General features: G+C 54.5%; 19 protein-coding genes. 6 read left to right on the top strand and 13 right to left on the bottom strand.

Going from position 1 to position 21,166, the window contains the following annotated elements:
* Positions 1-15: 15 nt before the first annotated feature.
* Positions 16-1,062, top strand: coding sequence for a M14 family metallopeptidase (locus R2K28_RS18375; protein WP_116446286.1), 1,047 nt, complete (start codon positions 16-18; stop codon positions 1,060-1,062).
* 14 nt (positions 1,063-1,076) lie between these two features.
* Here R2K28_RS18375 and lipA read toward each other — a convergent pair whose 3' ends face one another.
* The 13 genes from lipA to R2K28_RS18310 form a co-directional block, all read right to left on the bottom strand.
* Positions 1,077-2,057 carry a lipoyl synthase gene (gene lipA / locus R2K28_RS18370; RefSeq protein WP_316366760.1) on the bottom strand — a complete coding sequence of 327 codons (981 nt, stop codon included), beginning with the start codon at positions 2,055-2,057 and terminating at the stop codon, positions 1,077-1,079.
* Positions 2,054-2,668, bottom strand: coding sequence for a lipoyl(octanoyl) transferase LipB (gene lipB / locus R2K28_RS18365; RefSeq protein ID WP_316369776.1), 615 nt, complete (start codon positions 2,666-2,668; stop codon positions 2,054-2,056). The genes lipA and lipB overlap by 4 nt, the downstream gene beginning before the upstream one ends.
* A gap of 83 nt (positions 2,669-2,751) precedes the next feature.
* Positions 2,752-3,021: a YbeD family protein gene (locus tag R2K28_RS18360; RefSeq protein WP_316366757.1), complete on the bottom strand. Its 270-nt coding sequence runs from the start codon at positions 3,019-3,021 to the stop codon at positions 2,752-2,754.
* A gap of 13 nt (positions 3,022-3,034) precedes the next feature.
* The gene (locus tag R2K28_RS18355) at positions 3,035-4,213 is read right to left on the bottom strand and encodes a D-alanyl-D-alanine carboxypeptidase family protein (RefSeq protein ID WP_316366755.1); all 1,179 of its coding nucleotides are present in this window, start codon (positions 4,211-4,213) and stop codon (positions 3,035-3,037) included.
* A 25-nt stretch (positions 4,214-4,238) separates the two neighbouring features.
* Entirely contained in the window at positions 4,239-5,099 is an 861-nt protein-coding gene (locus tag R2K28_RS18350) for a septal ring lytic transglycosylase RlpA family protein (RefSeq protein WP_316366753.1), read from the bottom strand.
* Entirely contained in the window at positions 5,100-6,098 is a 999-nt protein-coding gene (gene mltB / locus R2K28_RS18345) for a lytic murein transglycosylase B (protein WP_316366752.1), read from the bottom strand.
* 6 nt (positions 6,099-6,104) lie between these two features.
* Positions 6,105-7,238: a rod shape-determining protein RodA gene (gene rodA, locus R2K28_RS18340; protein WP_316366751.1), complete on the bottom strand. Its 1,134-nt coding sequence runs from the start codon at positions 7,236-7,238 to the stop codon at positions 6,105-6,107.
* Positions 7,228-9,072, bottom strand: coding sequence for a penicillin-binding protein 2 (gene mrdA, locus R2K28_RS18335; protein WP_316366750.1), 1,845 nt, complete (start codon positions 9,070-9,072; stop codon positions 7,228-7,230). Before mrdA ends, rodA begins: the two co-directional genes overlap by 11 nt.
* 9 nt (positions 9,073-9,081) lie before the next feature.
* Entirely contained in the window at positions 9,082-9,570 is a 489-nt protein-coding gene (gene mreD, locus R2K28_RS18330; RefSeq protein ID WP_116446293.1) for a rod shape-determining protein MreD, read from the bottom strand.
* Positions 9,567-10,442, bottom strand: coding sequence for a rod shape-determining protein MreC (mreC, locus tag R2K28_RS18325; RefSeq protein WP_316366746.1), 876 nt, complete (start codon positions 10,440-10,442; stop codon positions 9,567-9,569). The genes mreD and mreC overlap by 4 nt, the downstream gene beginning before the upstream one ends.
* A 124-nt stretch (positions 10,443-10,566) precedes the next feature.
* On the bottom strand, positions 10,567-11,616 hold the full coding sequence (locus R2K28_RS18320; RefSeq protein ID WP_116446295.1) for a rod shape-determining protein: 1,050 nt from the start codon (positions 11,614-11,616) through the stop codon (positions 10,567-10,569).
* 224 nt (positions 11,617-11,840) lie between these two features.
* Positions 11,841-13,232, bottom strand: coding sequence for a DUF5666 domain-containing protein (locus R2K28_RS18315; RefSeq protein WP_316366744.1), 1,392 nt, complete (start codon positions 13,230-13,232; stop codon positions 11,841-11,843).
* Complete coding sequence (locus R2K28_RS18310; protein WP_316366742.1) at positions 13,225-14,046, bottom strand: DUF6502 family protein; 822 nt, start codon at positions 14,044-14,046, stop codon at positions 13,225-13,227. Before R2K28_RS18310 ends, R2K28_RS18315 begins: the two co-directional genes overlap by 8 nt.
* A 469-nt stretch (positions 14,047-14,515) precedes the next feature.
* Here R2K28_RS18310 and gatC point away from each other — a divergent pair, with 469 nt between their 5' ends.
* The 5 genes from gatC to R2K28_RS18285 all read left to right on the top strand — a co-directional run bounded on the left by gatC (position 14,516) and on the right by R2K28_RS18285 (position 21,155).
* Positions 14,516-14,803: an Asp-tRNA(Asn)/Glu-tRNA(Gln) amidotransferase subunit GatC gene (gatC, locus tag R2K28_RS18305; protein ID WP_316366740.1), complete on the top strand. Its 288-nt coding sequence runs from the start codon at positions 14,516-14,518 to the stop codon at positions 14,801-14,803.
* A 72-nt stretch (positions 14,804-14,875) separates the two neighbouring features.
* Positions 14,876-16,330: an Asp-tRNA(Asn)/Glu-tRNA(Gln) amidotransferase subunit GatA gene (gene gatA, locus R2K28_RS18300; RefSeq protein ID WP_316366739.1), complete on the top strand. Its 1,455-nt coding sequence runs from the start codon at positions 14,876-14,878 to the stop codon at positions 16,328-16,330.
* 71 nt (positions 16,331-16,401) lie between these two features.
* Positions 16,402-17,835 carry an Asp-tRNA(Asn)/Glu-tRNA(Gln) amidotransferase subunit GatB gene (gene gatB, locus R2K28_RS18295; protein ID WP_316366738.1) on the top strand — a complete coding sequence of 478 codons (1,434 nt, stop codon included), beginning with the start codon at positions 16,402-16,404 and terminating at the stop codon, positions 17,833-17,835.
* Between the two features lie 80 nt (positions 17,836-17,915).
* Positions 17,916-20,126 carry a reprolysin-like metallopeptidase gene (locus R2K28_RS18290; protein ID WP_316366736.1) on the top strand — a complete coding sequence of 737 codons (2,211 nt, stop codon included), beginning with the start codon at positions 17,916-17,918 and terminating at the stop codon, positions 20,124-20,126.
* 348 nt (positions 20,127-20,474) lie between these two features.
* Complete coding sequence (locus tag R2K28_RS18285) at positions 20,475-21,155, top strand: energy-coupling factor ABC transporter permease (protein ID WP_316366734.1); 681 nt, start codon at positions 20,475-20,477, stop codon at positions 21,153-21,155.
* Positions 21,156-21,166: the final 11 nt, after the last annotated feature.

Genomic DNA, 21,166 nt, shown 5'->3' with positions numbered 1-21,166 from the left:
AGGTAAACTATAAGTATGCTGCAGGAATTCGATCATCTACCGGAAAATCTGTTGGCGCTGGAGGCAAATCAGCTCGCCGAACAACTGAATGGTCCGAGCCTGATCCATATCCCCGGGAGAAGAGAGGAACCACTGTTTGTGTCTGTGCTGATGCATGGCAATGAGACAGTCGGGTGGGAGGCCATACGCACCCTGCTTACCCGCTATGCAGGGGGTAAGGAGCTGCCTCGGGCGTTGAGCCTGTTTATCGGTAATGTGGATGCGGCGGCCCAAGGGCTGCGGCTGTTACCCGGACAGCCTGACTACAACAGGATCTGGAGGGGTAGTGAGGTGGCAGAAACACCTGAACACCGTATCATGCAACAGGTTGTTGAGCGCATGCGTGAGCGCAAGCCCTTTGCCAGTGTCGACATACATAACAACACCGGCCTGAATCCCCACTACGCCTGCATCAACCGGCTGGATACCGAGTTCTTTCATCTGGCGCTGCTGTTTTCCCGTACCGTGGTCTATTTTTTGCGCCCCAAGGGGGTGCAGTCGATGGCCTTTGCGGATCTCTGCCCCTCGGTAACCCTGGAGTGTGGCAAGGTCGGCAGTGCCCATGGTGTAGAGCATGCGCGGGACTATCTCGAGGCCTGTCTGCACCTGGCAGAGCATCCTCAGCATCCTGTGAGTCATCTCGATATCGATCTGTTTCATACCGTGGCCCAGGTCAAGATATCACCGAGTGTCAGCTTCGGCTTTGCCCCGGAGGCGAGTGATATCGTGCTGGATCCCGACATCGATCATCTCAATTTTCGCGAACTGCCTGCCGGCACCCTTTTCGGCTGGATCAATGGCGTAGGACTCGATGTCCTGGATGTCAGGGATGAACAGGGAGAGGCGGTGGTGGGTGACTATTTCTCAATTGAGGAGGGTCAGCTCTGTCTGCATCGCTCGGTGATGCCTTCCATGCTGACCAAGGACCTGAACGTCATTCGACAGGATTGTCTCTGCTATCTGATGGAACGGTATGATTCGCATCTGACACCACCGGCTGCGAACCCATCCGGCAGGCGCTAAATCCTGCGTTTCGGCTATGACTGTTCCTGCAGTAGAGGATTCGCCTGCAGATCTGCATGATAGGATGAGCGCACCATAGGGCCGCTGGCAACACTGGAAAATCCCATCTCCTTGGCAATTTCTCCCAGCTGCTCAAACTCTTCCGGTGAGACGAAACGTGCCACGGGCAGATGATCCTTGCTCGGTTGCAGGTATTGACCCAGGGTGAGCATCTCGCAACCATGTTGGCGCAGTGCCTGCATGACTTCGAGTATCTCTTCCCGGGCCTCACCCAATCCCAGCATCAGGCCCGATTTTGTGGGTAGATCCGGTTGTAGCTGTTTGAAGCGCTGTAACAGATCCAGCGATCCTTGGTAGTCTGCCCCAGGGCGGGCCTGTTTATAGAGTCGCGGGACCGTCTCCAGGTTGTGGTTGAAGACGTCGGGCGGATGTGACGACAATGACCTCAACGCCGCATCCACGCGACCGCGAAAGTCAGGTACCAGGATCTCTATTTTGGTCTCAGGGCGGTGTTGGCGGACTGCCGAGATACATTGGGCGAAATGGGCGCCGCCCCCATCGCGCAGGTCATCCCGGTCCACCGAGGTGATAACCACATAGTTGAGCTGCATGGCGGCTATGGCCTCGGCGAGTTGCGCAGGCTCTTGCCCATCAAGGGGTTGGGGTTTGCCGTGGGCCACGTCGCAGAAGGGGCAGCGGCGGGTGCAGATATCCCCCATGATCATGAAGGTGGCGGTGCCGTGATGAAAGCACTCCCCAAGGTTCGGACAGGCAGCCTCTTCACAAACTGAACTCAACCCCCTGTCCCGCAGGATGCGACGAATACGGCTGACCTCCTTGCCGAGCGGGGCCTTGGCCCTGATCCATTTGGGTTTACGCGGGATGGTCTCCTGGGGTTCCACCTTGATTGGGATACGCGCCAGTTTGGACTTGCCCCGTTGGTGGCTCTCCGGCGTTGTGCGCGATGGTGGCAGGATATCTTTGTCGAGGCTCATGGGTCTACTTCTGTATCGATGCAGGTCAGAGTGTAGCCTAAGGCCTGCGCCAGGTGGTGGGACAATCTTAGGCCAAGCGAAGGGATATCGGTATCAATCTTCTGATCGGCCAGTTGGGTGATATTCAGGCCCGGAAAACCGCAGGGATTGATGCGTTCGAAGGGGGAGAGATCCATGTCCACGTTAAGGCTCAGTCCATGATAGCTGCAACCCCGGCGCACCCGCAGTCCAAGCGAGGCGACCTTGCTGTCAGCGATATAGACACCGGGGGCATCCCGGCGTGCAGCTGCGCCTATGCCGTACTCCCTCAACAGTGTTATCACTGCTTGTTCCAAATGAGTGACCAGGGTGCGAATGCCAATGCGGGCCCGGCGCAGATCGAGTAGCAGATAGGCGATGAGCTGCCCGGGGCCGTGATAGGTCACCTGGCCACCCCGGTCGGACTTGATCACAGGGATGTCACCGGGGTCCAGGATATGTTCGGCCTTTCCTGCCTGTCCCAGGGTGAACAGCGCCGGATGTTCGAGTAACCAGAGCTGATCGGGACTCGATGCATCCCGCCCATTGGTGTAGTCCTGCATGGCATGCCAGGTGGCTTGGTAGGGCTGCATGCCAAGTTGTCGGATCAGGAGGTTAGAAGGCACGTCAAGCCTTTCCCCGGGTGTCGCAGGATCTGTCGTTGGCAGGGTGTACACTAGAGGGCCATGACCACTTTTTCATGGGCGCTGAGATCGAGATAAATGGCATCCAGCTGAGCCTTGCTCTGGGCACGCAGAGTGATGGTGACAGATACCCATTTTCCCCCTTTGCTGAGCCGGCTGTTGATGGCTGTTTCAAGCAGCTCTTCAGTATGCCGGCCCACCAGTTCCACAACCATTGCCTCAAAACCCGGTTCCGCCTTGCCCATCACCTTGATAGGAAAGTCGCAGGGAAATTTCAGCAGTGTCTCTTCATCCTGGCTCATGATGGATCGGCCTTCACTCCAGCCACAACAGGGCGCTGTCCTTGATCTGCTGCCAGATGTTACCGTCAGCGATGCTCTTCAGCGCCACCAGCTGTGCCTCGGTAACGGGATCTCCGTTCAGGGTGATGTTGACGTGACCGAGGACATCACCCTGTTTGATCGGGGCCATGATCTTCGGTTCGATCTCCATACGGGCATCGAGATTTTGATACTGATGACGAGGAATGGTTACGTTCAGGTCCCGGTTCAGGCCCAGGGGCAGTTTCTCTTTTTCCCCCTTCCAGATGCGGGTCCGATTGAGTACCTCCCCCGCCGCGTAGAGCTGGTGGGTTTCAAAGAAGCGAAAACCATAATTGAGCAGGCTTTGGCTAGCCTTGGCCCTTGCCTCCTCACCCTTGGTGCCCATCACCACTGAGATGAGACGCATGTTTTCCCGTTGAGCTGATGCCACCAGGCAGTAACCCGCCGCCTCGGTGTGACCGGTCTTGATGCCGTCCACACTGTCGTCCCGCCACAGGAGCTTGTTCCGGTTGTGCTGAGTTATATCGTTGAATATATAAGACTTATCGCTATACCAGGGGTAGTATTCAGGAAAATCCCGGATTGTGGCTGCCGCCACCTTGGCGATGTCCGCAGGCGTCGTATAGTGGTCATCGTGGGGAAGCCCGGTACTGTTGACGAAATGGGTGTCGGTCATTCCCAGTTCACTGGCATGGTTGTTCATCAATTCAGCGAAGGTGGCCTCACTCCCGGCGATATGCTCGGCGAGGGCAACACAGGCATCGTTGCCGGATTGAATGATCATTCCCTTGACAAGATCGAGCACTTTGACCTTTTTTCCCACCTCGATGAACATGCGTGATCCCGGTGTACGCCAGGCCTTCTCACTGATGAGTACCCTATCCTCCAGGTTGATATTGCCCTGCTTCAACTCACGGAATACCGCATAGGCGGTCATGATTTTGGTCAGGCTGGCAGGCTCAAGACGATTACTGGCTCCCTTTTCGGCGAGTACCTTGCCGCTGTGAAAATCCACCAGAAGATAGCCTGAGGCAGAGACCTCCGGCGGGGCCGGGGTGGGGGTGGTGGCATGGGTTGAAAGTGCAACTAGGCTGAAGAGCCATAACAAAGTGACTTTCACAAATCTGGTCGGTGATAGATGGTGCATGGGTAAGGATAATCTACTTGGCATAGTGGTGGGTTATTCTATTATTCCGCTAGCGAATGACAACATGTGGGTCGGCAATGCCGAGCTTGGCCAATTGTTGGCTGAGATGGTCAGCAAGCTCCACACTGGCAATCGGGCCCACCTGTACCCGATAGACCGGGCGCTCCGGGTGATCGTTGTCTTCTATGAGTACGCCGGTCTTTAAATGTTCCTCGAGCCTTTTTTTCAGACGCTGGGCATTCTCGGAACTGCCGAAAGCGCCAACCTGGAGAAACAGTTCAGGCAGCATGTTGCCTTTTCTCAGCTTTACCGGTTTTGTCTTCAGCGGCTGTAGCGGACTCTTCGGATCGAGACTCACCACCTCCACCAGCCCCGTTCCCTCGCCGGTGATGCCCAGCTTCCAGGCTGCCGTATAGGAGAGGTCGATCAGGCGGTTGTCATGAAATGGGCCGCGATCATTGACCTTGACCACCACGCTGCGGTTATTTTTCAGGTTCGTGACCCGGACATAGCTTGGCAGGGGCAAGGTCTTGTGTGCTGCAGTCATGGCATACATGTCGTAGCTTTCACCGCTGCTGGTGCGTTGGCCATGAAATTTACTGCCATACCAGGATGCAATGCCGCGGGCATTGTATCCCCGACCGCTGCGCAGTGTGTAGTAACGCTTGCCGAACACCTCATAGCTTTCAGGATTGCCATAGCGGCTTTTGGGGTCGTCCTTGGGTACCGCATCGGGGATGGATGCCATATTCGCAGGCGGGGGATGGCGGTGGCTGATGCCATCCTGCTTGGGGCCGGGTCCTATCTTGCTGGTGCTACAGGCAGTGATCAATAGCATGCCGATCAGCGCGGTGAAACCGGCCTTGATTGAAATCCTGTCTGGCAAATATATGCTGTTGCGCTTCTTCATCTACCTGGCTGCATCAGCCGCCTGTTTGGCGGTATGGATCTCCCGGCTCAGTTGATAGACGGCCATGGCGTAGAGGTTGCTGTGATTGTAGCGTGTTATGACATAGAAATTGTGCAGTCCCAGCCAATATTCATGATTTTCACCCGCATCCAGCTTAATCAGACTGGTGAGTGTTTCGGGCGCAGGCGGCGCACCGTTTACTGGGCGTACCCCCTTGGCCAGCAGCTTGCCTACCTGGATGCTGGGCTTCATACCGGCGTCGACAAAGCGCTGTAGATCCTCTCCTCCTTGAGTAAGCAGGGTGATGGGCTGGTTGGTTCTCCAGCCATGGGTTTTGAAATAGCTGGCGATGCTGGCGATGATATCGGGATTGCTGTTCCAGAGATCGCGCCGGCCGTCAGCATCATGGTCCACGGCGTATTGGCGGTAGCTGCTGGAGATGAATTGGGGCTTACCCATGGCGCCGGCATAGGAACCCATGGCACTCTCCTGGTCCACACCCTCCTCTCTTGTCAGCAACAGGAACTCTTCCAGCTCGCGGCGAAAGAAATCCGCCCGTTTTGGATAGCCGAAGGCGAGTGTGGTCAGGGCGTCGACGACCCGGTAGCGGCCCGTATGTTTACCGTAACGGGTCTCCACGCCGATGATGGCGACGATAATCTCAGCCGGTACCCCATACTCTTGACTGACGGAGGCCAGCAGGGCCTCATTCTCCTGCCAGAACCTGACCCCCCCGGCGATCCGGTCCGGCTTGAGAAAAATCGGACGGTATTCATGCCAGGCCTTGGATTCTGCGGGCCGTGTTATGGCAGCGATGATGTCATCCCTGAAGGTTGTGCTGGTCAACAGGCGTTCTACCTGGAGGGCATTGAAATTGTGCTTTTTGGCCATCTCCAGGGCGAATTTTTTGTACTCGGTGGTCTGCTTTTGGGTATGGGCACACGCCACCGTGGTCAAGGTGAGGGTGAAAAAGAGCAGCAGTCGGGTTATGGTTCGCATGATCGTTTATGTTGGCAGTAGTTTTTTGTGGGTATGGATGGACATCAGCATACCGAAGCTGGCAAGAATGGTCACCAGGGATGTCCCTCCATAACTGATTAGCGGTAAGGGTACACCCACTACCGGTAGCAATCCTGTGACCATACCTGCATTGACGAAAAGATAGACGAAAAAAACCAGTGACAGTGAACCGGCCAGGATCCTGCCAAAGGTGTCCTGGGCCTGGGTGGCGATATAGAGTCCGCGCATGATGATAAAGAGATAGAGTGTGAGGAGCGCCAGCACCCCAACCAGGCCAAACTCTTCGGAGATGACGGCAAAGATAAAATCGGTGTGTCGTTCAGGAAGAAACTCCAGATGAGACTGGGTGCCGTTGAGCCAGCCCTTGCCACTGATGCCTCCTGAGCCGATGGCGATTTTTGACTGGATGATATGATAGCCGGTACCCAATGGGTCGCTCTCCGGATTCAGGAAGGTCAACACGCGCTGGCGTTGATAATCGTGCATGAAGTACCAGGCTACCGGGCCGAGGGCGGCCATTAACAGACCGATAGCGCTTATCACCCGCCAGCTGATGCCGGCTAGAAACAGGGCGAATGTCCCCGCGGTGGCCACCAGCAGGGCGGTGCCCAGATCCGGCTGTTTTGCGATCAGTAAGACCGGCAGCAGGGTGAACAGGCCCGCGATTATCAAACGGGAGGGATTGGGTGGCAGGCGATATTCAGCCAGATACCAGGCGATCAGCATCGGCAGGGTGAGTTTGAACATTTCCGAGGGTTGAAAGCGAATAAAACCCAGATCCAGCCATCGTTGGGCACCTTTTCCCTGCTCGCCGAAGAGAATCACCGAGATCAACATGAGGATCCCGATAGTGTACAGAAAGGGGGCCCAACGGCGTATATTGGCCGGGTGGATCTGGGCCAGGGCAAACATGGCAACAAAGCCGAATCCCAGGCGTATCAACTGCTTTTGCAGGAGTACCATCTCCTGGTCGCCAGCGCTGTAGAGGATGGTCAAACCAAAACCTGACAGCAGCAGCAGACCAGTCAACAGGGGGATATCGAGGTGCAACCAAGCCAGTAAGCCACTCGCCTGTGCCGGCTGTGATTCATAGAAGGTGGTGTAACTCCTACCCCTCATCAGCGGCTCCGACGAGATAGCGATCCATGACCTTGCGGGCTATGGGTGCGGCCACGGAACCGCCATGGCCGCCATTCTCCACCACCACGGCGATGGCGATTCGCGGATCTTCAACGGGGGCGAAGGCGATGAAGAGCGCATGATCACGTTTCCGTTTAGCGATCGTCTCTTCATCATACTCCTCATCCTGTTTTACGCTGAATACCTGAGCCGTGCCGGTCTTGCCGGCAATACGATAATGATCAGTGTGGATTGAACGGGCAGTACCACGGATACCTTCCACAACCTCAGTCATGGCATGGATAACCTGGTCCCAATGCATAGGGTCGAGCTGATGAAGGTCGTCCACGATCTTAGGGCTCTCCACCTGTGTGCCATCGGACTTTTCAATGCTATCGACCACCCTGGGACGGATACGGTGGCCGCGATTCGCCAGGGTTGCCGTGGCGGATGCGAGCTGCAACGGGGTGGCGAGAAAATAGCCCTGTCCAATGCCCACGATCAGGGTCTCACCCGGATACCAGGGCTCCCGTTGCCTCTTCTGTTTCCATTCGCGGCTCGGCATCAAGCCAGACAATTCTCCATCCAGGTCGACTTTGGTGGGGTGTCCGAAGCCGAAACCGGAAAGGAACTCATAGAGTCTGTCGATGCCCAGTGTCCGCGCCAGTTCGTAATAATAGACATCACAGGATTCCACGATCGCCCGTTGCATATTGACCTTGCCATGCCCCCATTTTTTCCAGTCGCGATACTTGTGGTCTTTCCCTGGGAGCTGGTAGTAACCTGGACAGTAGTTCTCCTGATGATAACCAACCACATCATACTCCAGTCCGGCGAGGCCTATGAAGGGTTTGACGGTGGAGCCTGGCGGGTATTGACCGCGGATAGCACGGTTGAAGAGGGGGTTATCGAGGGATTGTTCCAAGGCCTGGTAGGCTTTGGCACTGATCCCCTCCACAAACAGATTGGGATCGAATCCCGGTTTACTCACCAGGGTCAGCACCCCCCCGGTCTGGATATCGATGGCGGCGACTGCGCCGTTGTACTCCCCCAGCGCCTCGAGAGCGGTAGCCTGCAGATCCATATCCAGAAACAGCCGCAGATTGTCCCCGGGTTGCGGTGGCCGATTTTCCAATACCCGCAGTACCCGGCCCTTGGCGTTGACCTCCACCTGTTGCAGACCGACGCTACCATGCAGCAGGCCTTCGTAACTCTTTTCAACACCGTTCTTGCCGATGAAATTGGTACCTCTGTAGTTGGAAGTATCGATGATCTGAAGTTCCTGGGCATTGATGCGGCTGACATACCCCAGCAGATGGGCGGTCTTCATGCCCTGCGGGTAGTCGCGTAGCAGGCTCGCTTTTACCTCAACACCGGGAAATCGGTGGCGATTGACAGCGATACGGGCAACTTCTTCATCTTTCAGGCGCACCCGGATCGGTATGCTGTCGAATCGTCTACGCTGCCTGCGCAACTGATGGAATCTGTTGATGTCATCTTCATTTATATCGATGATTTCACTCAATTTTTGGATGGTGAAATCAAGGTTTTCAGTCCTTTCCGGGGTGATCTCCAGACTGTATGCGGGTAGATTTTGCGCCAATATGGCGCCGTTTCGGTCATAGATCAGGCCCCGTGTCGGTGGCAGTGGCTCAAGCTTTACCCGATTATCCTGGGACAGGGTTTTGTAGTGATCGTGATTCTCTACCTGCAGGTAGAACAGGCGCCCAATCAGGATGAACAGAACCACAAGCACAAGTGTACCTGAGGCAATTGCGCGTCCCAGGAACAACTGACTCTCATGCAGATAGTCCTTGATCGAGGATTGAGGCACCAATATCTCCTAGCTGAGGTGAAAACGGCGTCGAACATCCCGAAGAATAATAAAAACCCAAGGCCAGAGCAGGGTACTTACCAGCGGAGTTATCCAATACAGGAGCGATGGCGTTGGATAGCCTGCTGCTCCAGTTGACCACAAAGCCAACAGACGTTCGAGCAGCAGTAGTACAAAAATCGTGAAGACCTGCTGTCGCAATGGCATGACGCGGACCCGAAGATGCAGCTTCAACATAATATAGGTGATTACCGAGAATCCCAGGGCATGTTGGCCAAGCAGGGTACCGGTGAGTACATCCAGTAACAGACCCGTAGTCCAGCTGATACCCACACCGATGCGTTCAGGCATGGCCATACACCAGTAGATCAGGATCAGAGCGACCCACTGTGGCCGATAGGTGGAGGCCCACTCAGGCAGTGGCATGATGGTAAGGATGAAACCGACCAGCAGGGTTGAAGTGATGACATAGCGACGGGATTGGGTTTGACTGATCACTCGGCTCCCTCCCCGGTCGGCTCAGATGTCTCAGATGTCTCTTCGGTCTCCCCGGTCTCCCCGGTCTCCTCGGTGTGATCGGCCAGAGTACCCATGCCGGGGTCCAGGGTCCATACCAGCAGGACCTCACGAATGCGGTCCAGATGGGCTGTGGTTTGAGCGATAACGGAGGCAAAGGGCTGCCCGGGCTCCCGTTTCACATCAATAACCTCGGCCACAGGATAGCCGGGAGGAAAGCTGCCCCCCATGCCCGAGGTGGTTAACAGATCGCCAACCTTGATATCGGCATTATTGGGCAGATGAGGCAGTTCCAGGCGGTTGATCAGACCGGTGCCCAGGGCGATGGTACGAAGACCGTTGCGATTGACCTGCACCGGCAGTGCATGGGCGGCATCGGTAATCAGCAGAACGCTGGCATTGAAGGGGCTGATATGGGTGACCTGGCCGACCACGGCACTCGCATCGACCACGGGTTGGCCGACGAAAAGCCCTGAAGTACTCCCTTTGTTGATTAGGACCTGTTGCCTAAAAGGGTCCTGTTCCACGGATATCAGTTCCGCGATCAAGACCCGGTCACCAACCTTGAATGAAGAGTCTAAAAGACCTCTAAGGCGCATGTTTTCCGCTTCCAGCGCTTCGAATTTCTGCTGCCTTGCACGCAGCAGAAGATTCTCTGCATGCAATTTGTTCCGTTCCGACTCCAATTTGTTGCGATTGGTGATGGCATCGCTGGCTGACTCACTCAGGAGCAGGGGCAGCGAGGCGAGATATTGTACCGGGAAGAGCAGCACCGAGAGCCCGGAACGCAGTGATTCCAGATGGTTGTAACGATGGTCCAGGACCATGATTGAGATGGACAGCAGTACTGCCACCACCAGTCTGGTGGTGATCGATGGACCCTGTGTAAAGATGAGTTTAATGGCTGAATGACTCCACTTTCATTTCGCTGGCTCCCTGCGTTGATCCCTCCCCATCCGGTCGCAGGGGGCTCATACACTAGTCAACCATAAAGAACTCGCCACCCCTTTCATCGATGAGTTCCAGGGCCCGTCCGCCGCCCCGTGCCACGCACGTAAGGGGATCCTCTGCAACGATCACGGGTAGTCCTGTCTCCTCCTGAAGCAGCCGGTCGATATCCAGTAGCAGTGCGCCCCCCCCGGTCAGGACTATGCCACGTTCCGCCACATCGGCACCCAATTCCGGGGGTGTCTGTTCAAGGGCGGTCTTCACTGCACCCACAATGCCCGAGAGCGGTTCCTGCAGCGCCTCCAGGATTTCATTGCTGTTGAGGGTGAAGCTGCGCGGAATGCCTTCTGCCAGATTGCGGCCCTTGACATCGATCTCCTTGACCTCGTTACCCGGGTAGGCCGAGCCGATTTCATGCTTAACTCTCTCGGCAGTGGCTTCACCGATCAGGGTACCGTAGTTGCGTCGCACATAGTTGACGATCGCCTCGTCGAAACGGTCGCCACCCACGCGCACCGAATTGGCGTAGACGATACCATTCAAGGAGATTATCGCCACCTCGGAAGTGCCGCCGCCGATATCCAGTACCATGGAGCCACGGGCCTCGTCCACCGGCAGGCCGGCACCGATAGCGGCTGACATGGGTTCTTCAATCAGGTAGACCTCTCTGGCGCCTGCGCCCGCTGCCGACTCCTTGATTGCACGCCGTTCCACCTGGGTGGATCCGCAGGGCACACAGACCAACACCCGGGGGCTGGGACGGATGATGCGACTCTCATGCACCTTGTGGATGAAGTACTGCAGCATCTTCTCGGTAACGGTGAAATCGGCGATGACGCCCTCTTTCATGGGGCGGATGGCGGTGATGTTGGCGGGTGTTCGGCCAAGCATCTTCTTGGCGTCTTCACCCACGGCAACCACAGATTTCGCCCCCCCCGGTCCCCGGTCCTGGCGAATCGCGACCACTGAGGGTTCATTCAATACAATGCCCTGACCGCGGGCATAGATCAGGGTATTGGCGGTACCCAGGTCAATGGATAAATCATTGGAAAATATGCCACGTATGCGTCGGAACAGCATGGATTTCTAGTCTTTTTCTCTGTTGGTAAAGGCTGGGCCGAGACTAAATCCATCTCAGGCCAAACCGAAAGTGGATTAATCTATCAATGGTACAGGAGTTGGGCAAGGATGGGGATGGGGAATTGAGCACATTAGGCAGAATTAACTGCCTCGACGCAAACACCTACAGGCATCAGGGGCAGCGCATCGTTATCGCGATAGCCCCATTGATGCCTGCTGATTAGTCAGTCATCCTCCTTGATGCTGTCGGCAATCAGGACCCCATTAACGAAGTCTCCCTTCACCTCGATAATCTGGTTGCTGAAGCTGTAGTCGTCCACACCGGAGGTGTCGATGGTGATACCGAATATCTCGATTGTGGATGAATCCACTAGATTAGCTATACCTTCCACCTCGGCGTTGTGGTTGGACGGGATCTGTTCCAACTCCAGTTTACTCGCCACAAGGGTGTTGTTGTCGGTGTAGATCTTGGCCTCCAGATAGTCGCTAGAGGTCAGCTGATCCAAGGTGAAGGAGGCGCTTTCGTCCTCCTCATCGTTCTCCATGATGGTCGAGTTGTCTACCCTGATGGTGCGTCCTAAAAGCGTTACTGTGCCTGCGCTGACGTCCACATTGTCAATCCCGAGGATAGCGCTGATTTCACCTCTATCAGCGGCTGCGGCCTTCAGCTCAATCTCTTCGGCGAGCAGGATATTCCCATTCATGACCCCCTCAACTTCTGCCACACGCCCTATGGTGAGTTGGCTGGTGGCGCCGCTCAGGGTGGTTCCAGAAGCATCTACAAGCTGACTGTTGAGGGTGAAAAGGTTATTCACGTCAAGGGCCTGGGTGATCTGACCCTCGATCTCAACCTCTTCACCATCCTCGGCTACCGCACTATCACTTTCGGATTCGATGTCGATGGATTCCGCTACGAAGAGACCCCCGGAAAAACGATTTCCCTCGACCTCGACAAATGTTCCTTCCGGTGGGATGGACGGTATGCCTGAGCCATCGACCACGAGACTGCCGATCCGGAAGGTGTCCCCTGAAATGGCACTGACCACACCAGAGACTTCCAGCTCATCACCAGCCCATGCGAGGGATATGACTTCGATACGGGTAGCCAATATGGTGCCGTTGCCATTGGTGAAGCCGCTCACTTCCACCTCGCTGTTGGGCGGCAGGTCTTCAAGCAGTGTGGCATCGATGGGATTGTCATACACCGTATCCCCATCCACGATTATTGTTTGCTGCATCACCGTAAGGGTGTTGTTCAGGATGATGTTATTATTGTTGATCACACCTTCAATCAGGCTGTCATAGGTTATCGAGTCTGCAGTCCCGGTTGCGTTTGTGGTATCGCTGCTGCCACTGATGCGAACCACCATACCGATAGCCAGATCATCCTGGCTCCCAGTGAGATCATTGACAGTGAAACTGGCACTGTCGGTATTGAATTCAATGCCGTTGACGAAGACCGAGCCGAAACTGGTGACCCTGCCCTGGGTAATGCCTGTTCCACCGATACCGCCATCGGCGACTTGTGTGCCACCCGCGCCACCGCAACTGTAGAGTGTGACAAGGGATGCCCCCAGTGCCAACGAAATCAGGATCTTAAGAATAGGTCTATTCATCCTTTATTACATCCTGTTCGAAATAGTAGATACCGATACCTGCCTGTTTTCGGCCTGTGCCGTCGCTATCCTGGTTGAGATCTCGATCGTGCTGCGACAGATATTTGTCGCACTCCACCAACAGGGCCTGGGACTTTTCAGCACTCATATTGCGAAATTCCAGCAGTGCCTCCATGGGAAGGTTGTCGTAGGCGACCTTACGTTGAAAATAGGGTGTTAGGGAGCCCTGTTGAAGATTATGATCGATGGTATCGAGCAAAAGTTGCACATCAGTGCCGAGAATATGTAGTTTACCCGTCTCCCCGGTACGTGGAACATAGCCATCACTGAGGAGGGTAATCTTGCCGCTCTCATCCTTGGCTATGGTGCCAACCCTGACAAGCTCATCATAGATTGCGCGTGGTGGTACATCACCACTGTGTTCCTTGACCAATTCGCTGAAGCTTGCTTTTCCCTTGTCGAAATAGAGTGGAGCCGGCGCGCCCTTTTTGGTCTGGAACCTAGGGTCTCGCAGCCAACCGGAGATGACCCTGGCGGCACGGTTGTATTGATGAGCGATGGCGCTGTCATCGGGGGTGTCGATTTTTTGCAGTCGGCTGACCTCTTTGCGGGTCAGGCCGGTGATGACGGAGACCCTTGAAACCGTCTGTTTTCGACCGGGAATACCAAACTCCTTGGATGCCACATCCATAAAGGTCCATTTACTCAGATCGGCAAAATCACCATAGGTAAAGCCATTGCGTAACATCAGCCTGACCAGGGGTCTGAGCAGTTTGAGGATGGATGCAGTGAGTGTCTTTCGGATCTCGTCCATGGGCGTTGTTTAACCGGGTTATTCTGATTTCGGATTGATCTGTCTACTCTATATCCCAGCTATGTCTGGTTGTCTTTGATATTTATCGCCTGTCAGGGCGGTATTTAATCTTATGCAGTTTCCTACAGATCCATCTGCGCTCTATGTTGGGAATTATATCCCAATGCAGTCATTAATTATATTGTAGCCTAATTGTTACTTTTCAGAAGTGGAATTTGGATCACACTTTAATATCTAGCGTCCAATTGATTTTTCTCTTGTGTGTCAGTTATTTATAACTGCTTATGTGGTGTTTTAAGGGTGTGGATTGCAGCCGATGGCTTTGGGCTCTTGTCTCGATGCTCAGTGCATACCGGCCTGATCCGGGTATCAGCTTATATCTATATAGGACCGCTGACTGTTCAAGTATCATGTATCGGTGCAGAGAATATGGTAGATTTGCCCATTTTTCAGAGTAGGTAGCAAGTGGATGTCACTGGATAAGTCCGATGTTGAAAAAATAGCTCATCTGGCGCGAATGGCCTTGGATGAGTCCCATATCGATGCCTACGTCGAGGATCTCAGCAATATCCTCGATCTGGTGGAACAGCTGGAAGCGGCTGATACCGAGGCCATCGAACCCATGTCGCATCCCCTGCATATGGCCCAGCGCATGCGCGTGGACGAGGTGACCGAAGATGATTGCCGCGAGGCCAACCAGGTTGTGGCGCCCAAGGTGGAAAACGGCCTCTATCTGGTACCCAAGGTCATCGAGTGATGGGCCGAACCATCAGCGACTGGGCTGAACAGAAAGTAATCTCACAGATACCCACTGGACACAAATTACACCATGCAGAGTAAATCCATTGCTGAACTGGGCGCCGCTATGCAAGCTGGAGAGTTCTCCAGTGTTGAACTGACCCGCCATTTTATCGATCGCGTCGAACGCTTGAACGGAGATCTCAATGCCCTGATCACAACCACCCCTGATCAGGCTCTGGCAGAGGCCGAAGCCGCCGATAGGGCGATCAGGTCGGGACAGGCAGGTCCCTTGACCGGGATTCCTCTGGTGCAGAAGGATATCTTTTGCACCCAGGGGGTGAAGACCAGTTGCGGCTCCAAAATGCTGGATAATTTCATCTCTCCCTACGATGCAACGGTGGTTGAGAGATTCAAGCAGGCAGGTGTGGTCTCCCTGGGCAAGGCGAATATGGATGAGTTCGCCATGGGCTCTTCCAATGAGACCAGTTACTACGGGCCGGTGCGTAATCCCTGGGACAGGGACAGGGTGCCCGGCGGATCTTCAGGGGGGTCGGCCGCGGCAGTCGCTGCGAGACTGGCTGTGGCCGCTACCGGCACGGATACTGGCGGATCGATTCGCCAACCGGCGGCGCTGTGTGGCATTACCGGCCTCAAGCCCACCTATGGACGGGTCTCCCGCTTTGGCATGATCGCCTTCGCCTCCAGTCTCGATCAGGCCGGTCCGATGACGCGCAGTGCCGAGGATGCCGCCCTGATGCTGCAGGTGATGGCGGGATTCGATAGCAAGGATTCGACCTGTGCGGACCACCCCGTGCCCGACTATTCGGCAACTCTGAACGACTCCTTGCAGGGGCTGAAGATAGGGCTGCCCAGGGAGTATTTCGGCGACGGACTGGACAGCGCTGTTGCGGCATCCATCGAGGGGGCGATAGATCTCTACAAAGGGATGGGAGCCGAGGTGATCGACATCAGCCTGCCAAATACTGGTCTGGCGGTGCCGACCTATTATGTGGTTGCACCGGCAGAGTGTTCATCCAATCTGTCCCGCTTCGATGGGGTGCGTTTCGGTTACCGCTGCGAAGATCCCAAGGATCTGGAAGACCTCTACAAACGCTCCCGGGGCGAGGGTTTCGGTGCCGAGGTCAAGCGTCGTATCCTGATCGGCACCTACGCCTTGTCCGCCGGTTACTACGATGCCTACTATCTGAAGGCGCAGAAGACCCGGCACCTCATCTCCGACGATTTCGAACGGGCCTTTGAAACGGTAGACGTGATCATGGGGCCGACCGCGCCCACCACAGCCTTTGCCCTGGGCGAAAAGATGAATGACCCGGTGACCATGTACCTGAACGATATCTATACCATCGCCACCAATCTGGCCGGGTTGCCAGGCATCTCCATTCCGGTACAGCCGGTAGCGGGATTGCCCGTTGGATTGCAGATAATCGGCAACTACTTCAATGAAGGAAAATTACTGAATCTGGCCCATCGGCTTCAGCAAGAGACGGATTGGCATCAACAGATGCCTGAGGGTTTTGCTTAAACAATGCTGTGCGCGGAGCACACACCTCGATTCATAATTCAAACTTCATAACGCAAAATTAGAGAACAGACATGCAGTGGGAAACCGTTATCGGGCTTGAGATTCATACTCAATTAGCGACCAGGTCGAAGATCTTTTCCGGCGCCTCCACCGCCTATGGTGCGGACCCGAACACCCAGGCGTGTATCATCGACCTGGGATTTCCCGGCGTTCTGCCGGTGCTGAATGAGACAGCAGTCGACATGGCGCTCAAATTCGGTATTGCGGTGAATGCCGAGATTGCCCCTCGATCCATATTTGCCCGCAAGAACTACTTCTACCCCGACCTTCCCAAAGGCTATCAGATCAGCCAGTTCGAACTGCCGATCGTGGGCAAGGGCTCGATCGGCATAGACCTGGAGGATGGCGCGCATAAGGTGATCGGTATCACCCGTGCCCATCTTGAGGAGGATGCGGGAAAGTCACTGCATGAAGATTTTCATGGTTTGAGTGGTATCGACCTCAATCGTACCGGGACCCCGCTGTTGGAGATCGTTTCCGAACCGGATATGCGCTCCATCAAGGAGGCCGTGGCCTACGCCCGTAAGATCCATCAGCTGGTAGTCTATCTGGGTATCTGCGACGGCAATATGCAGGAGGGATCATTCCGGGTCGATGCCAATCTCTCCATCCGTCCCTTCGGTCAGGAGGAATTCGGGACGCGAACCGAGTTGAAGAACATCAACTCGTTTCGCTTCATGGAACGTGCCTTGAATTTTGAATTGGAGCGTCAGATCGATCTGGTCGAGGGGGGAGGCGAGGTTGTCCAGGAGACGCGGCTCTACGATGCCGACCGGGATGAGACCCGCTCCATGCGCAGCAAGGAGGAGGCCAACGACTACCGCTACTTCCCCGATCCAGATCTGCTGCCGGTCGAGATCAGCGAGCAGCGATTACAGCGTGCCAGGGAGGATATGCCTGAACTGCCTGATCAGAAACGGCAGCGCTTTGAAGCCGAATACGAACTGAATGCAGCGGATGCGCAGAGCTTGACCCTTAGCCGAGGAATAGCAGACTACTTTGAACAGGTGGTCGCCAGCGGCGCTGAGGCCAAGATGGCCGCCAACTGGGTCACGGTTGAATTGGCAGGGGCGCTGAACAAGGCGGGTTTGGATCTGACCCAATCCCCAGTCAACCCGAAGCAGCTTGGCGGCTTGCTGCAACGCATTGGGGATAACACTATTTCCGGGAAGATTGCGAAACAGGTATTCGAGGCCATCTGGAATGGTGAGGGTGATGCAGATGCGGTAATCGAGGCAAAGGGATTGAAGCAGATAACCGATAGCGGTCAGATTGAGCAGATTATCGATGAAGTGATTGCCGCCAATCCCAAACAGGTTGAACAGTTCCGGGCCGGCAAGGATAAACTGCTTGGCTTTTTCGTTGGGCAGGTAATGAAGCAGACCCAGGGCAAGGCCAACCCGGGTCAGGTCAACCAGATATTGCTGGCCAAGTTAAAAGGTTAATCGCCGATAGGTTTGGTTGTTATCGATGCCGTGCAACAATTGTCAAAAGTGAAAAGGGATCAGTGATGCGGGAATCTATAGTGAAGGTTATAAGATGGATTCTGACAACACTGGTACTGTTTCTTCCCACTATCACATCAGCTGCAATCTGGCAGGATGCCGACATCCCTGAGCTGGCGGCAAAGGGTGTCGACCTGTCATCCGTCTACTATCGTAAACTTCAAGCGGACAGCTCCGCCTTGAGGCAACGGCTACTGCAGGCGCCTTTGCAGGAGAGCAGCTCATCGGCTGTTCAACTCGAGTTGCCTTTGCCCTATGGTTCGATGCAGCGCTTCATGGTGGAAGAGTCACCTGTGATGGCCGAATCATTGGCCCGGCGTTATCCCGAGATTCGTACCTACAGGGTCAGGGGGGTGGATAATCCCGCCAGCAGTGGACGTTTGGATCTGACGCCGGCCGGGTTTCATGCCATGCTCACCACCCCGGCGGGTAGCGTGTTCATCGATCCGGATGGTGACGGCGGTTATCGGAGTTATTACAAGCGGGATTACGCAGCTGTTCAGGCCGGCCAGACATCACCCTTGGTCTGTATGCATAGAGATGGACAAGCCCACGCCAACCAACTATCCACATTCGTTTCTCCCATCCTTGCAAGCAGAACTGTGAGTGGCGCCCATCGACGGATCTATCGCCTGGCCGTGGCGGCAACCGGTGAATATAGCGCCTATTTTGGCGGTTCTGTCAGCGCTGCCCTGGCGCAAATCGTTACCACCATCAATCGAGTGAATCAGGTCTATGGTCGCGATCTGGCAGTACAGTTTCAATTGGTGGGGAATAACGATCGCATCATCTTTACCGATCCTGATACAGATCCCTACACCCAGACTGCGGCCGGTATCAGTCTGATGCTGATCGAGAATCAAGAGCAACTCGATTTTATTTTAGGTGCTGACAACTATGATATCGGCATCCTGTTCGGGACGGTCGGTGGTGGTTTGGCCAGCGTGGGTTCGTTGTGTACCGTCTACAAAGCACAGGCCTATACAGGGACACCGACGCCTGATAACGATGGTTTCTACATCGATTTTGTTGCTCATGAACTGGGTCATCAACTGAATGCATCGCACTCGTTCAATGGAACGACAGCAAGTTGCGGTGGAGTGAACAGGGTTGCAAGTGCCGCCATGGAGCCAGGTAGCGGATCAACCATCATGAGCTATGCGGGGATTTGTGCCGAGGAGGACCTGCAAGCCAATTCTGATGCTACCTTTCATGCCATCAGTATTCAGCAGATGAACGAGTTTATCACTCAGGGTGAAGGTAATCAGTGCGGCCAGCTGACAATCACAGAAAACAACGCCCCAAGTGCGGATGCCGGCCAGGAGGGCGAGGATGAAGTCAGAATCATACCTGCAGCCACCCCGTTCAGGTTGAGCGGTACGGCTGCCGATGTGGATGGGGACGCTCTCTCCTATCAATGGGATGAGATGGATGCGGGGGGGGTTAATGGAGCCACTGACGCATCGACCATCGGTACTGATCTGCCCGATGCAAGCAATCCGTTGTTCAGGTCATTTCTTCCAAAACGAACGCCTGTGCGATATTTTCCGAGGTTGAGTCAATTGTTGACGCAGCAGGATGAGATCGGTGAGACCCTGCCTCAATCCAGCCGAACCCTCAACTTCAGACTTACTGTAAGGGATGGTGCGAGTGGTGTCGCTAACGATGACATTGCCATTCAGGTGGATGGCAATCAGGGACCGTTCCGGATCACTGGCGGAGGATTGAATCGTTCATCGACCTTTATGGGGGGTACTTCGCACACCCTGGAGTGGGCAACCGCAGGTACTGAAACGAGTTGTTCAAGCGTACAAGTTTCACTGCTTAGCCTGAGTCCCGGGAGTTCCCCTGAAACGTTTTGTGATATGCATGATAGCGGATACGAACAGTTATCCCTGGGTGAGTTTCCCAACGATGGCTTCGCAACTATTGAATTGCCGAATGTTTCTATAGGGTATGCCAGGGTCATGCTCAGTTGTTCAGACAATCTCTTCTTTGCAATCTCCGATGACACCCTGAGTATTGCAGGTTCAGAGGCTACCCTTGGCAACGATTGCCAGCCACTGGACGGGGAGGACCTTGAGCACGGTGTGGTTTTCAGCGACGCTGACGGTGCGGATAAGTTTGATAGTCCCGGTGGTGGCGGTCAACTGGATTGGTTTCTGTTCGCTATATTGTTGGTCGTTATCTTGCGGACCACGCTTTATATACCTGGGCAGCAACAAAGTTAATACATGCTATTGGTGTTTTAGTCTGTATTCTTTTTTCTCATAACTATTCGCTATAGATCCAGTTCAAGTCTCACGAGCAATATCCCTTTCTTCTTTTCTTTGTAATCTCAATCTCTTACGGTTATTTGGGCTGATAGTTCAGTTGCTATAGACATCCCCTATAGAGTTGATCAGGTTTAGGTCTTGGACAAATAGTGGTGCCTGGTAAATAGTTTAATCTAATGGTAGCTATCTCGAGGTTTGTGCGAGACGGCGTCAGTATTTCATTGCAAGCATGTCGCAACAGGCTGGAGGTTGCTAAATATCGTTTCAACAGTTGATCCACAAGTATGAGGAGAGGGGGTACAGATGCATATTGAACCAGGCATTGTTGAGGGCGCAAAAATGGCACTTGGCGTTGTGACGGCTGCAGGCGCAATTGGATATGCGGCCAAACTCACGTTGAGTACAATTAAACAAAACAGTGTCACTATACTGGCGATGCGCAGCGCAATCACGACACTACTCGTGTTCTGCTTTTTTCAAGTATTACCGCACTATCCGGTAGGTGTATCCGAGGTACACTTTATTCTTGGCGCTACGCTGTTTCTAATCTTTGGCGCAGGTCCAGCAGCAATTGGCCTGGCTATGGGATTGCTTGCTCAAGGGCTACTATTTGCACCTGCGGACCTGCCGCAATATGGTATGAATGTAACCTCTCTGTTAGTGCCGCTGCTGGTTGTTGATGCGTTGGCGCGCCGCCTGATCCCAGCGAAGACTGCGTATAAAGATGTTAAATATGCGCAGGCACTCGCGCTCTCCACAGCCTATCAGGGTGGGGTTGTCGCTTGGGTGGCATTCTGGGCATTCTATGGGAATGGATTCGGTGCGGAAAATCTTGTTCAGGTAGGTACATTCAGTGTTGCTTATATGACAGTTATTTTAATAGAGCCACTACTGGATCTTGCTATTCTTGCAACAGCAAAAAACCTGCATCAACTCAAGGACAACAGACTTTTTCATTCTCGTCTCTATCGAGCGGCTGCCTAAATGGTGAACTG

The sequence above is a fragment of the Candidatus Thiodiazotropha sp. CDECU1 genome, assembly GCF_963455295.1.
Classification (GTDB): Bacteria; Pseudomonadota; Gammaproteobacteria; order Chromatiales; family Chromatiaceae; genus Thiodiazotropha.
This window is presented reverse-complemented; position numbering and strand designations above follow the sequence as displayed.

What these genes read in the sequence shown, in the direction of transcription:
- gatB (WP_316366738.1), top strand. Translation starts at nt 16,402, where the DNA reads ATGCAGTGGGAAACCGTTATCGGGCTTGAGATTCATACTCAATTAGCG.
- R2K28_RS18375 (WP_116446286.1), top strand. Translation starts at nt 16, where the DNA reads ATGCTGCAGGAATTCGATCATCTACCGGAAAATCTGTTGGCGCTGGAG.
- R2K28_RS18360 (WP_316366757.1), bottom strand. Translation starts at nt 3,021, where the DNA reads ATGAGCCAGGATGAAGAGACACTGCTGAAATTTCCCTGCGACTTTCCT.
- lipA (WP_316366760.1), bottom strand. Translation starts at nt 2,057, where the DNA reads ATGAGCCTCGACAAAGATATCCTGCCACCATCGCGCACAACGCCGGAG.
- R2K28_RS18355 (WP_316366755.1), bottom strand. Translation starts at nt 4,213, where the DNA reads ATGCCAAGTAGATTATCCTTACCCATGCACCATCTATCACCGACCAGA.
- R2K28_RS18310 (WP_316366742.1), bottom strand. Translation starts at nt 14,046, where the DNA reads ATGGACGAGATCCGAAAGACACTCACTGCATCCATCCTCAAACTGCTC.
- lipB (WP_316369776.1), bottom strand. Translation starts at nt 2,668, where the DNA reads ATGCAGCCCTACCAAGCCACCTGGCATGCCATGCAGGACTACACCAAT.
- R2K28_RS18320 (WP_116446295.1), bottom strand. Translation starts at nt 11,616, where the DNA reads ATGCTGTTCCGACGCATACGTGGCATATTTTCCAATGATTTATCCATT.
- mltB (WP_316366752.1), bottom strand. Translation starts at nt 6,098, where the DNA reads ATGCGAACCATAACCCGACTGCTGCTCTTTTTCACCCTCACCTTGACC.
- gatC (WP_316366740.1), top strand. Translation starts at nt 14,516, where the DNA reads ATGTCACTGGATAAGTCCGATGTTGAAAAAATAGCTCATCTGGCGCGA.
- rodA (WP_316366751.1), bottom strand. Translation starts at nt 7,238, where the DNA reads ATGAGGGGTAGGAGTTACACCACCTTCTATGAATCACAGCCGGCACAG.
- gatA (WP_316366739.1), top strand. Translation starts at nt 14,876, where the DNA reads ATGCAGAGTAAATCCATTGCTGAACTGGGCGCCGCTATGCAAGCTGGA.
- R2K28_RS18350 (WP_316366753.1), bottom strand. Translation starts at nt 5,099, where the DNA reads ATGAAGAAGCGCAACAGCATATATTTGCCAGACAGGATTTCAATCAAG.
- R2K28_RS18285 (WP_316366734.1), top strand. Translation starts at nt 20,475, where the DNA reads ATGCATATTGAACCAGGCATTGTTGAGGGCGCAAAAATGGCACTTGGC.
- R2K28_RS18315 (WP_316366744.1), bottom strand. Translation starts at nt 13,232, where the DNA reads ATGAATAGACCTATTCTTAAGATCCTGATTTCGTTGGCACTGGGGGCA.